Source organism: Mesorhizobium sp. M0001 (genome assembly GCF_040324255.1).
GTDB lineage: Bacteria > Pseudomonadota > Alphaproteobacteria > Rhizobiales > Rhizobiaceae > Mesorhizobium.
Genome location: NZ_JAMYVS010000014.1, coordinates 35,080 through 47,457, shown reverse-complemented (window position 1 = coordinate 47,457; position 12,378 = coordinate 35,080). Strand labels below are relative to the sequence as shown.

General features: G+C 62.0%; 10 protein-coding genes. 5 read left to right on the top strand and 5 right to left on the bottom strand.

Going from position 1 to position 12,378, the window contains the following annotated elements; genetic code table 11:
• Window positions 1-8: 8 nt before the first annotated feature.
• Complete coding sequence (locus NKK50_RS27065) at window positions 9-1,010, bottom strand: NADP-dependent oxidoreductase (RefSeq protein WP_352544164.1); 1,002 nt, start codon at window positions 1,008-1,010, stop codon at window positions 9-11.
• Window positions 1,011-1,077: 67 nt separating this feature from the next.
• Window positions 1,078-1,893 (bottom strand): oxidoreductase, encoded by an 816-nt coding sequence (locus tag NKK50_RS27060; RefSeq protein ID WP_352544163.1) that lies wholly within the window; start codon window positions 1,891-1,893, stop codon window positions 1,078-1,080.
• A 103-nt stretch (window positions 1,894-1,996) separates the two neighbouring features.
• On the opposite strand from NKK50_RS27060, the gene NKK50_RS27055 reads away from it, so the two are divergent.
• Entirely contained in the window at window positions 1,997-2,584 is a 588-nt protein-coding gene (locus NKK50_RS27055) for a TetR/AcrR family transcriptional regulator (protein WP_352544162.1), read from the top strand.
• 309 nt (window positions 2,585-2,893) lie between these two features.
• Here the strand turns inward: NKK50_RS27055 and NKK50_RS27050 are convergent, their stop codons facing one another.
• Complete coding sequence (locus NKK50_RS27050) at window positions 2,894-3,787, bottom strand: LysR family transcriptional regulator (RefSeq protein ID WP_352544161.1); 894 nt, start codon at window positions 3,785-3,787, stop codon at window positions 2,894-2,896.
• Window positions 3,788-3,943: 156 nt separating this feature from the next.
• Between NKK50_RS27050 and NKK50_RS27045 the strand changes: the two genes are divergently transcribed.
• The 4 genes from NKK50_RS27045 to NKK50_RS27030 all read left to right on the top strand — a co-directional run bounded on the left by NKK50_RS27045 (window position 3,944) and on the right by NKK50_RS27030 (window position 8,875).
• The gene (locus NKK50_RS27045) at window positions 3,944-4,777 is read left to right on the top strand and encodes an SDR family oxidoreductase (protein WP_352544160.1); all 834 of its coding nucleotides are present in this window, start codon (window positions 3,944-3,946) and stop codon (window positions 4,775-4,777) included.
• Window positions 4,778-5,016: 239 nt separating this feature from the next.
• Window positions 5,017-5,508, top strand: a complete 492-nt coding sequence (locus NKK50_RS27040; RefSeq protein ID WP_023730815.1) for a (2Fe-2S)-binding protein — start codon at window positions 5,017-5,019, stop codon at window positions 5,506-5,508.
• Window positions 5,505-6,497, top strand: a complete 993-nt coding sequence (locus NKK50_RS27035; protein WP_352499886.1) for an FAD binding domain-containing protein — start codon at window positions 5,505-5,507, stop codon at window positions 6,495-6,497. The genes NKK50_RS27040 and NKK50_RS27035 overlap by 4 nt, the downstream gene beginning before the upstream one ends.
• Window positions 6,494-8,875, top strand: a complete 2,382-nt coding sequence (locus tag NKK50_RS27030; protein ID WP_352544159.1) for a xanthine dehydrogenase family protein molybdopterin-binding subunit — start codon at window positions 6,494-6,496, stop codon at window positions 8,873-8,875. The genes NKK50_RS27035 and NKK50_RS27030 overlap by 4 nt, the downstream gene beginning before the upstream one ends.
• Window positions 8,876-9,040: 165 nt before the next feature.
• On the opposite strand, the gene NKK50_RS27025 is transcribed toward NKK50_RS27030, so the two are convergent.
• Together NKK50_RS27025 and NKK50_RS27020 are read right to left on the bottom strand one after the other, a co-directional pair.
• Entirely contained in the window at window positions 9,041-10,141 is a 1,101-nt protein-coding gene (locus NKK50_RS27025) for an ABC transporter ATP-binding protein (RefSeq protein WP_023715038.1), read from the bottom strand.
• A 14-nt stretch (window positions 10,142-10,155) separates the two neighbouring features.
• Window positions 10,156-12,360 (bottom strand): ABC transporter permease, encoded by a 2,205-nt coding sequence (locus NKK50_RS27020; protein WP_502896543.1) that lies wholly within the window; start codon window positions 12,358-12,360, stop codon window positions 10,156-10,158.
• Window positions 12,361-12,378: the final 18 nt, after the last annotated feature.

Here is a 12,378-nt window from a genome sequence, read left to right as displayed (position 1 = left end):
TGGGCGCGCTATCTGACCTTGACGACGACCTTGCCCTTGGCGCGTCCTGTTTCGACGTAAGCCAGCGCCTCATTGGTCGCTTCAAAAGGAAAGACCCTGTCGACGACCGGGCGAATCGCCCCATCTTCGATGAGGGACGTGATTTTGCTCAGCTGCTCACCTTGCGCCGACATGAACAGGAACGAAAATCCCACGCCCCGGCGCTTGGCTTTGGTCCTGATACCACGGCTCAGCAGCCGCAGCAGCAGCCTTAGCACCACGTTCAGTCCCTGTTTCCAGGCAAATTCGGGATCCGGAGGACCGGAAATCGAGATGAGCTTCCCACCCGGTTTCAGCACAGTCAGGGATTTCTCAAGCGTCTTGGCGTCCTGGCTGTTCAGGACGACGTCGTAGCCCGACAGGATTTTCTCGAAGTCGTCCTTCCTGTAGTCGACGACGACATCGGCGCCGAGATCCCTGACCAGATCGTTGCTTGCCGCGCCCGCTGTTGTCGCAACGATCGCGCCGAGGTGCTTTGCCAACTGGATGGCGAATGTCCCCACGCCGCCGGAGCCAGCCTGGATGAAGATCTTCTGGCCTGTCTTCAGACCCGCCCTCTCGATGAGAGCCTGCCAGGCGGTCAGACCGACCAGCGGGATCGAGGCCGCCTCTTCCATGCTGAGGTTCGCCGGCTTCAGCGCCACGTCGGCTTCATCGATTGCGATGAATTCGGCGAATGTCCCGATCCGGCCGTCGCGCGGCCGCGCATAGACGGCGTCGCCGGGTTTGAATTTGCGGACTTTCGAGCCCACCCTGGCAACCCTTCCAGCCACGTCGTGACCGAGGATGAAGGGCCGGCGATAGGGAAGGACGAGTTTGAATTCGCCGGTTCTGATTTTGGAATCCAGCAGGTTCACTCCTGCGGCATGGACCTCGACCAGCACGTCATTGTCCAGCAGCTCCGGCTCCGGCATCTCGGCCAGCCGCAAAATGCCTTTCTTGCTATATTTGTCGACAACGAATGCCTTCATGGCAGTGACTTTCTGAAGTGCCTGTTGGTGTGCCGTTTGTGCGTGAAATTCTCCGTCCCGCCGTTGTTCAGACCGGCAAGCGGAACTGCTTGCGCAACGTCTTGTCGAACATCTCCGCGGGGGCGAAGCGGCGCAGCAGGCTGACCTGGCGCGCTGCCTTCCCTGCGGTATAGCGCCGTCGCGGACGGGCGTCGGTCGCTGCCTTGACGACCACATCCGCCACCACTTCCGGCCGATCGGCTTTGGGCATCACATCGGCAAGCAGCGCCTTGAGACCGGCGCGCGCCTGATCGTAGTCCTTCAACAGGGAATCCGGCTCGATGCCGTTCTGGTCGAAGACGGTGCGCACGAATGCCGGCTCGATGACCGAGACGCGAATGTTGAAGGCGCGAACCTCATGATCGAGCGATTCCGAATAGCCCTCCAGCGCGTGCTTGACCGCCGAGTAGTGCGCTGAGTATGGCGCGGGCACCAATCCTAGAATCGAGCCGATGTTGACGATGCGCCCTTGGCCGCGGCGCCGCATCGACGGCAACACCGCATTGGTCATGCGCATGACGCCGAACAGATTGACGTCGAACAGAACCTGCACCTGTGCGACCGAAGATTCCTCGGCGCCGCCAAGCAGGCCGACACCGGCATTGTTCACCAGCAGATCGATACGACCGGTCTGGGCCAGCACGGTTGCAACGAGGGCGCTGACGGACTCCCCGTCGGTCACGTCGCAGGTCAGCATGGACACCTTAGCCGGGCCGTTGCCGGCCTTGCTGCGGCTTGTCCCGAAGACGGTATACCCCGCCCGCGCCAAGGCCTCGGCACTGGCGCGGCCGATGCCCGAAGAGGCTCCGGTCACGACTGCGGTTCTTTCCGAAAGGGTACTCATTTGATACTCCACAGACATGAGGGCTAGCTTTTTGCCGTTGATTGAATTATGATCGTAATATCACATTACACCCATAATGCAATAGCAGAAAGGAATAGCAGCCATGCGCTACGAAAAGGGCCGAAAGGACGCCTCCCGCGATCGCATCGTGGAGGTCGCAGCCCAGCGTTTTCGCGGTGACGGCATCGCCGCGTCCGGACTGGCAGCCATCATGGGCGACGCCGGACTGACGAACGGAGCCTTCTATCCGCATTTCCAGTCCAAGGCGGAGCTCGTGCGTGAAAGCCTTGTAGCGGCACTGGAGAGCCAGTCGCAGCAACTGCAGGAGGTATTGGCAGCCGGTGGTCCGGAGATGGGCATAGCGGCGTATCTGTCAGCTGAGCACCGGGACAATCCGGGAGCCGGCTGCGCGTCGGCCGCCCTGTTGCCGGAACTCGCGCGTCAGCCGCCCGAAACGCGCCAAGTCTATACCGAACGCTTGCTGGTTCTGGTGCGCCAGTTGTCTGCAGCACTTCCGCAGACCAAGGACCCGGAAGCCGCCGCCCTGGGCGTTTTTGCGACCCTCATCGGCACGCTTCAGCTGGCCCGCGCGGCAGCGGGGACGGAATTGTCGGATCGCATCCTTGCGGCAGGAGCAGACGCCGCGCGCAGCCTGATCCAGCCACGTGACGGCGAGAAGGCATCCATTTAGAGATAGAGCGGCAGCAGCAAAGAGCCTAACATCCTCATCATGGCGGGCCGCATTACAAGAAGGGTCGCTTTGCCTAAAGTCATCGGCCATTGCCAGCACGAGGCCATCTCAACCTGCATCAGGGAATGACCGCATAAGGGCCGGAAGCGACTGGCAGCTTCAAGGCTCGGAATCGGACGGCCACCGCGACGCAGTCCGTAAGGGGGGGTAACTTGCGACGGAGGAATCGATTGGACGCCCGAAAATTGTGCTGATGAGGGAGGGATAACTCACTTTGCCAAGTTAGAGCGGCGTGTTTTCGCCCTTCCGTCACGCCTTGAGACGGAGTGCCTCCACAAGAAGAGCGAACGCTGCAGTGTGCTGGCGTCGGCTGGGATAATAGAGGTGATAGCCCGGGAAGGGTTGGCACCAGTCTTCCAGCACCCGGATCAGGCGTCCGTCTGCGACGAACGGAGCGACCTGGCTTTCAAATGTGTATGCTAGTCCGAGCCCGTCGAGGGCCGCAGCCTCCAGCATTTCCCCGTCATTGATAATGAGTGGGCCATTCATCCTGACTTCAAGTTCCTCACCGCGTTTTTCGAACTCCCAGGCAAAGAGCCCGCCGCCGGTCTTCTGACGGTAGCTGATGCCTTTGTGTTCCCCAAGTTCGCGCGGTGTCTTTGGAACCGTTCGGGTTGCAAAATACGACGGTGATCCAACCACCGCCATACGCAGGTCCGGGCCGATCCTTACTGCCACCATGTCCTTCTGGACCTGCTCGCCGATCCGGATACCGGCGTCGAATTTGCTTGCAACGATGTCAACCAGACCTTCGTCCAGGCTCAATTCTACTTCGATATCCGGATACTCCAGAAGGAGTTTGGCGATGACGGGCCACAGTACTGATTTGGCAGCATACCGGAATGTCGTCAGGCGAATGAGGCCAGTGGGCTTGTCGCGCAGGGCGGCGACGGCGGCGATCTCGCTTTCGATGTGATCGAAGGCCGGTCGCAGGCTTCGCAGCAAGCGCTCTCCAGCTACCGTCACGGACAGGCTGCGGGTGGTGCGTGAGATCAGCCGGACTCCCATGCGCTGTTCCAGCGTTCTTACAGCGTAGCTGAGCGCCGACTGCGATAGACCAAGCTTTGCTGCAGCGCGCGTGAAGCTGCCCGCCTCTGCTACGGCGATGAAGGCTGCCAGCTCGCTGAAATCTCCGCGCCTCATTTATCAATCCCATTTCTAACTTCATGCAGATTATAGAGGCTAATCGTATCGAGTCCTATTCCCTATTTCACCAGGCAGACAGCGAAACGCTGAGACGGACGTGCCACAAGCCAACGCGGCATAAACTGAAAGATACCGGCCATGAAGGATATGCCTATGAACAGAGTATGGATGATTACCGGCGCAGGGCGAGGCATGGGCTTCGACTTTGCCAAAGCGGTCCTGGCCATCGGCGATAAGGTCGTTGCGACCGGTCGTAACCCAGATCGGGTCGCCAAGGCGATCGGGCAGTCGGACAATCTTTTGGTCGTCACGTTGGACGTGACCAAGCCGGCCGACGCCGACGCCGCGGTGAAGGCAACCCTGGACCGCTTTGGTCGCCTCGACGTGCTCGTCAACAATGCCGCGGGCTTCTATGCCGGCTATTTCGAGGACCTGACTCCGGCCCATATCGAACTTCAGCTCGCGTCCACCCTGACCGGCGCCATGAACGTCACGCGCGCAGTCCTGCCGGTCATGCGCGCGCAGGGTTCTGGCAAGGTCATTGCCATCTCATCGACGGCAGGCCTGGTCGGCTTTGAGTTCTGTTCTGCATACGCCGCGGCAAAGTTCGGCGTTGATGGCTGGATCGAGTCACTGCAAGCCGAGGTGGCGCCGTTCGGCATTGAAACGATGATCGTGAACCCCGGGTTTTTCCGCACGGAGCTGCTGACGGACGAATCCACACAATATGCTCCGTCATTCGTCAGCGATTACAGCGAACGTCGCGCCCAGCAGATAACGGGTTGGAAAGCCGCGAACGGCCAGCAAGTCGGCGACCCCGCGAAACTCGCGCAGGCGTTGATCACTCTGGTCGACAAGCCGGAGTTGCCCCGTCGGTTCATCGCCGGCGCCGATGCTCTTGCAATGGTCAGGCAGAAACTCGCTCTGCTGCAGCAGCAGGTCGATGCCCATGAGGAGCTATCCGGGTCGCTGGCCTTCGACAGCTGAACGTCGCATTCAGCACTGCCGTCGTCGCAGCTCTATTTATGAGCGCCGTCGATAGGCTCATGCGAATTTTGAGGGCTAATTCGGATGTCGCGTCCGTGCTCTCCTGAGGGTTGACCCTTAGGCAACCGGCCAATGACAGGCCTTCGAATAGACGTCCCTTTCCGACCGATGCCGTAGGCTTCGTCGGTCCGATCGATTTCGCGAGAAGTCCCAATCCCGCCCGCCACCGAGGAGACGACATGCCAGAGCCCCGACAGCTAGCCTTGGACATCAACAGCCGGCGCCACCAGTTCAATCTTGATGTACGCGTGACTCTGCTGGACGCACTACGCGAGCATGCCAACCTGCCCGGCACGAAAAAAGGCTGTGATCATGGGCAGTGCGGCGCCTGTACCGTCCACGTCGACGGCGAGCGGGTATTGAGCTGCCTGACGCTGGCGGCCCAGGTCGAAGGCCGTCAGGTCACGACGATCGAGGGCCTCCAGGCTGCCGACGGCGTGATGCACGCAGTCCAGACCGCGTTCATCGAGCACGATGCATTCCAGTGCGGCTATTGCACCCCCGGTCAGATCATGTCGGCCGTTGCATGCATTCGTGAGGGCCACGCCGATACGGACGAGGACATCCGCGAATACATGAGCGGCAACATCTGCCGGTGCGGCGCTTACCCCCATATCGTCGCCGCGGTGCGCGATGCCGCCAGCCGCCTGAAGAAGGAGGCAGCACTATGAGACCTTTCGAGTATCTCCGCGCCAAAGATGCCGCGAGGGCGCTTGCCGAGGCTACCAAGCCAGAGACAAGATTTCTCGCCGGTGGGACCACGCTTCTTGACCTCATGAAGCTGAATGTCGAGCGTCCTGCGCGGGTGGTCGACATCACGCGCCTTCCCGGCCTGGACACGATCGAGGTATCGGCGGATGCCATTCGCATCGGTGCGCTCGCCAAGATGAGCAAGGTCGCCGACCACGCCGATATCAAGCAGGCTGCGCCGGTGCTTTCCGAAAGCCTGTGGCGCGCTGCCTCGGCACAGCTGCGCAACATGGCGTCCATCGGTGGAAACTTGATGCAGCGAACCCGTTGCACCTACTTCCGGGACGCGGGCGCTTATTCGAACTGCAACAAGCGCAATCCTGGTTCCGGATGCGCTGCCCTTGAGGGCGTCAACCGCAACCACGCGGTGCTCGGCACGAGCGACGCGTGCATAGCAATCTACCCCGGAGATTTTGCGGTTTCCCTGGTGGCATTCGACGCCACGGTCATCATCCGGGGAGCTTCCGAACGCAAAATTCCCGTCGACGAATTCTTCCTTCTCCCTGGCGATACCCCGCACCTTGAGCATGAGCTGTCGGCCGGCGAGATGGTCGTCGGGATCGAGATCCCGCGTTCGGCAGCCCTGGAACGCTCGCATTATCTCAAGGTCCGGGATCGCGCGTCGTACGAGTTCGCCGCGGCCAGCGCCGCTGTCGGGATCGAATTGGAAGCCGATGGCAAGACAATTCGCGAAGTACGCATTGCGGTCGGCGGCCTCGCCACCAAGCCCTGGCGCCTGCGCGCCGTCGAAAATTTGCTCAAGGGAAAGACGCTCGACGAGGCGACGCTTCGTAGCGCCTCGTCAGCCGCCGGCGACGGCGCGAAGTCGAGCGGACACAACGCATTCAAGATTGAACTGGCACCGAAGGTCGTGGCCCGCGCCCTGATGACGGTAGGAGGTATCGCATGACACATGGTAACGCGTTCGAACTCAACCGCCGCACCGTCTTGAAGCTCGGCGCCGGCGTAGCCGCTGTCGCTGGCGCCGCTGTCGATCTCTCGTCAAAAGCCGCTGCGGCTGAGACCGTCCCCGCCAAGGCGCCAGCTCTCGGTGCCAGGCTTTCCCGCGCCGAAGGCCCGTTGAAAGTCACCGGGCAGGCTCGCTATGCGATCGAGCAGAAGCTGGAGAACCTGGCCTATGGCGTAACTGTCCAATCGACGCGGCCGGCAGGGCGTATCGTCAGTATCGATACGTCCGCCGCCAAGGCTCTACCGGGTGTCCTGGATGTCTACACCGCGCAGAATTCCCTGAAGCTCAACAAGCCGACCGTCTACAGCAAGGGCGGCGGAGCGACCGAGGAATTTACCCCAATTCAAGACGATGTGGTCCGTTTCAACGGCATGCATATCGCGCTCGTGGTCGCAGAAACCTTTGAACAGGCAACGGAAGCGGCAAGCCTTCTCAAGGTCGAATACGAGGACGGCGACCCTATTCTCGACATCAACGATCCCAAGGCAAAAGCGCAGCCCATCGATGAGATGGGTGCCGCGTGGGGCGATGCGGCGACAGCGTTGGCCAATGCCGAGGTCAAGGTAGACGTCACTTACACGACGTCACGCGAATACAATGTGCCGATGGAGCCGCATGCGTGCATCGCTTCCTGGGACAACGGGAAAATCACCGTCTGGGAGCCCAGCCAGTGGGTTGGCGGGGCACGGAGCGTCGTGTCGGAATGGCTCGGCATCGACATCGAGAATGTGCGGGTGATCTCGCCCTATGTCGGCGGTGGGTTCGGGTCCAAGATCGGGGCACATCCGCATGTGGGGCTGGCTTGCGCGGCCTCGCGGAAACTGGGCAGGCCGATCAAGGTTTCTCTCACGCGGCCGCAGACCTTTACCGGCCTTGGCGGCCGACCGGCGACACGGCAGACACTCTCAATCGGAGCCTCGAAGGACGGAAAGATAAGCTCGATCGTCCATGAGAGCTGGAACGAGACGGCGATTGACGAAGTCCATATCGAGGCTTGCAACAATGTGACGAAGATCATGTATGCGACGCCGAACTTTTCTTCACGTCTCAACGTCGTCCCGGTCAATACGGTCCAGCCCGGCTGGAAACGGGGCCCCGGCGAAAACCCCAGTGCCTATGCTGTGGAAAGCGCGATCGACGAGCTGGCGTACGCGCTCAGCATGGATCCGGTCACGCTGCGCCTTGCCAACTGGGCGGAGACGGATCCCAGCAATGGGATGAAGTGGAGCACTCGACAGTTACGCGAAGCCTATGCCGTGGGCGCGGAAGCCTTCGGCTGGTGGAACCGGAACCCGGCCCCTCGCTCGATGCGCGAAGGCCGCGAGTTGATCGGTTATGGAATGGCCGCCGGGTCATACCCCATGATCCGTACCGCGAGCGAAGCCAAGATCGTACTCCATGCCAGTGGACAGATCGAAGTCCTCAGCGCGGGCACCGACATGGGAACGGGGACCTATACCATTCTCGCCCAGACAGCGGCTGACGCATTGGGCGTTCCTGTTGAGACAGTCGCGGTGCGGCTGGGCGATACCCTCCTCCCCAGATCGGCGCTCGCAGGCGGTTCCCAGCAGGCCAACAACCTGACGGGAGCGGTGGACAAGGCGGCCAGGAATGCACGGGACGCCTTGCTGGCGCTTGCCGCATCCGATCCGAAGTCGCCGCTGGCAGCCTCGAAGGCGACTGACCTCACGTTCGAAAACGGCTCGGTGCAACCGACCCGACGGCCGAACGGCGGTATCGGCATCGCGGAACTCTTGAAGGCAGTGGGCAAAGACAAACTGGAAATCGAGGGTAACACCTTTGCTCCCGGCGCCACCGAGGAGATGAAGAACGGAGCTGACCGCAGTTTTGCACAGTTGAAGGGCGCTGTGGAAGGAGGCGTCTCGGCCCATAGCTGGTGTGCGCATTTCGTGGAAGTTCGGATCGATGAGGATTTTGGCACGATCCGCGTCAAGCGCATGGTCTCGGCATTCGATAGCGGCAGGATCTTCAATCCGAAGCTTGCGGAAAGCCAGTGGATCGGCGGTATGGTCATGGGTCTCGGGCAGGCTCTCCTGGAAGAAGGTTACGTCGACCAGCGAGACGGGCGCACCATCAACGCGAATTTTGCCGACTATGCCGTCCCGGTTAACGCCGATGTGCCCGACATCCAGGTGATTTCGGTTGGAATTCCGGACATGCAGGCAACCGCTCTTGGCGGCAAAGGCGTCGGCGAGATCGGTGTCGTAGGGGTCGCACCTGCGATCGGTAATGCCGTCTTCCACGCGACCGGCAAACGCATTCGAAGCCTTCCGATCACGCTGGAAAAGCTCGTTTGAGTTCGGTCGATGCGCCCTGGTGACCCTCAGGCTCGCAAATAGGCGAGCATGCAAAAACAACGATTCTAAACCCAAGGCAAAACTGGGTCGCTAATCCCTGGTCGCCGCCTGTTGTAACGTCACCAAGCAACGCCGGGAAAGTGTGCAACGGTTTTCCCGGCGCGTTCAATCGTCTTTGATCAGCACGATCTTCGCCGGATCGAAATCGATCCCGACCATCGTCCCTTCCGCCACAGCGGGTGTGACATCAGGCGATGTCGCGAACAGTTCGACCGCTGGATCGCTGATCGCGATGCGGTATTCCATGTGGTCGCCGAGATACGAGCTCTTGACCACCTGGCCCTTCATGGTGCCCGCTGGCTGGCCGGGCAAGATTCGCACGGCATTCGGGCGCACAGCGAGCATCGCCGGTCCCGGAGCGTTACCGCGACCCGGCATGTCGAGCAGCAAGGGTCCGACCTTGACCCTTGCACTGGTCGCATTGCTGGAAAGCACCTCGACGTCGAGCAGATTGGCGTCGCCCATAAAGTCGGCGATGAAACGGTTGGTCGGCTCGTTGTAGAGGTCGCGCGGCGTGCCGTCCTGGGCGACGCGAGCGGCGTTCATGACGATGATGCGGTCGGAGACGGCGAGCGCCTCTTCCTGGTCATGCGTGACATAGACCATGGTCAGCGCCAGATCTTGCTGCAGGCCGCGGATTTCGTCGCGCACCCGCCGGCGCAGCTTGGCGTCGAGATTGGACAGCGGCTCGTCGAACAGCAGCACCTTCGGCTCCAGTACGATGGCGCGCGCCACCGCGACGCGCTGCTGCTGGCCGCCGGACAATTCGCTCGGCTGGCGCTTCTCGTAGCCGGACAGGCCGACAAGCGACAGCTTTTCGGCGGCGCGCTCGGCTGCCTGCGCCTTGCCAAGCCCCATCGCCCGCAGGCCGTAGCTAACATTCTCCATCACGTTCATATGCGGAAACAGCGCATAGGACTGGAACACCATGGAGACATCGCGCTCGGCGGCGGACAGCAAGGTGACGTCCTTGTCGTCGATCAGGATGCGCCCGGTGCTGGTCTGTTCCAGCCCGGCGATCAGCCTGAGCGTCGTGGTCTTGCCGCAACCCGAGGGCCCGAGCAGCGTCACCAGGCTGGCCGGCGCGATGTCGAAGCTGACGTTGTCGACGGCGATCACCGCGCCATATTTCTTGGTGACGCCCTCGAACCGCACCGCTGGCCTGTCCGTCGCAACCGGGGCAGCAGTCTTCGCCGTCTGATCCACGCCGCTTCTCCCCATCAGATTGCTGCCACAACGGCTTCCGGACCAGGCCGGCGCCGGCCGAGCCGGCGTTCGCCGACCAGCAGCTGGATGCCGATCAGGATGACCATCATGACGACGATCATCACCGCCGAATAGACAATCGCGATGCCGTATTCGCCGACATCTGCGCGCCCGACAATGTAGACCGTGGCAAGGTTGAACCGGCCGCTCGCCAGGAAGATGACGGCGCTGACCGCCGTCACCGCGCGCACGAAACTGTAGATCATCGCGGTCACGATCGCCGGCTTCAGGATCGGCAGGATCACCCGCCGCAAGGTAGCAAAAGACCGCGCCCCAAGCGTCAGCGATGCCTCGTCCAGGCTCTTGTCGATCTGGCCCAGATTGGCGAGCCCGGCACGGATCGCCACTGGCATGTTACGGAAGATGAAGGAGATGACGATGATCAACCCGGTACCGGTCAACTGCACCGGCGGCACGTTGAAGGCAAGGATATAGCTGACGCCGATCACCGTGCCGGGAATGGCGAAACTCATCATGGCCAGGAACTCGAACATGGTACGCCCGGCGAAACGCTGCCGGTCGAGCAGATAGGCCGTCAGGATGCCGAGCGCCGCGGTGAACGGCATCGCCACCAGCGCAAGGCCGATGGTCATCAGCAGCGACGGCCAGGCCGAGCCGCTGAAAAACCAGCCATTGACGCCTTTCTCGATCGAAAAGGCGGTGAGGAAATATTGGAGCGTCGGCGTGTTGTCGCGCCCGATCGATTGCACGAAACCGCCGCCCAGGATGATGCCGTAGACCACGATGGTCAGAACCAGCCACGGAACGACGGCGGCGTAGCAGCCGATCCGCAAGGCCTTGGGCAGCGTCGCCGGTACGCCGCCATCGCCCTTGCCTGCGACGGTGACGTAGCTGCGGCTGCCGATCCAGCGGCGCTGGATGACGAAGGCTGCCAGCGTGAACATCAACAGCACGATCGCCAGCACCGCCGCGCGACCCTGGTCGTGCGCCGCGCCAACCACCGCGAAGAATATATCGGTCGACAGCACGTTGAAATTGCCTCCCAGCACCAGCGGATTGGCGAAATCGGCCATGCTCTCGATGAACGAGATCAGGAAGGCGCTGGCCAGGCCCGGCCGGATCAACGGCCAGGTGACGGTGCGAAACGTCCGCCAGCGGCTGGCGCGCAAGGTCTGCGACGCCTCCTCCATGCTCGGGCTGACCCCTTGCAGCACGCCGACCAAAACCAGGAAGGCGATCGGCGTGAAGGCCAGCACCTGCGCGATGGTGATGCCGGCCATGCCATAGATCCAGCGGCTGCGCGGAATGCCGAGATGCACCGACATGAGGTTGGTGACGATGCCGGCGCGGCCGAACAGCAGGATCAGCGCCAGGCCGATGACGAAGGGCGGCGTGATGATCGGCAGGATGGACAGGCCGCGCAGCAACCATTTGGCCGGCAGCTTGGTGCGTAGCGCGATCAGCGCCAGCGCTAGGCCGAGCGCCGTGCAGAAAAAGCCGACGAGGACTGCGATCGCCACCGTGTTCCACGCCACGCCGCAGGAGCCCTCGCCATAGAGGCAGCGCAGGCTCCATATGTTGGCGCTAAAGATCTTATCGAAGAACAGCGCCGGCACGACATTGCCGTCATTGTCCTTGATGGCCGAGGTGAGGATCGACAGCAGCGGATAGGCGACGAACAGGATCAGCGAAGCAATCACGATTGAGAGCGAGCCGACGACGAAACGGTCGCCCTTGCACCATCCCCGCGCAGCGAGCGCCTCGGCGATGAACATCAGCATCGCCACGGCATAGAGCGCCGCACCCCAGCCGAGCCCCGGCTGTATCGGTCCCGGCGTGCCGGCGACCTGGGTAAGCAAGCCAAATCCCCAGCCCGAATGGATGATGGAAAAGCCTTCGATGGCCAGCCACAGCAGGCCCGCCGCGCCTGCAACCGCCAGGCTCTTGGGGTTGTTGCGCGCCACCAGCCAGCTCGCCAGCAGAAGCGGCAGGATAATCGGCAACAGCCAGGGCCGGCCACCGAGCGCCAGCATGATGGCCGGCGTCGCATCCGCCGGCTGTGCCAGCCAGTCGAACGAAAGGAAGCCGCCTTCGACCTTGTACCAAGGCAAGAGCACGAAGCTCGCCCACGCGGCCATTACCCAGGCGAGCGCGCTGCGTCCAGGAGCGGAACTGACCATGGAACCGGCCGCGGCCATTCAATGTCTTTCTGTGCC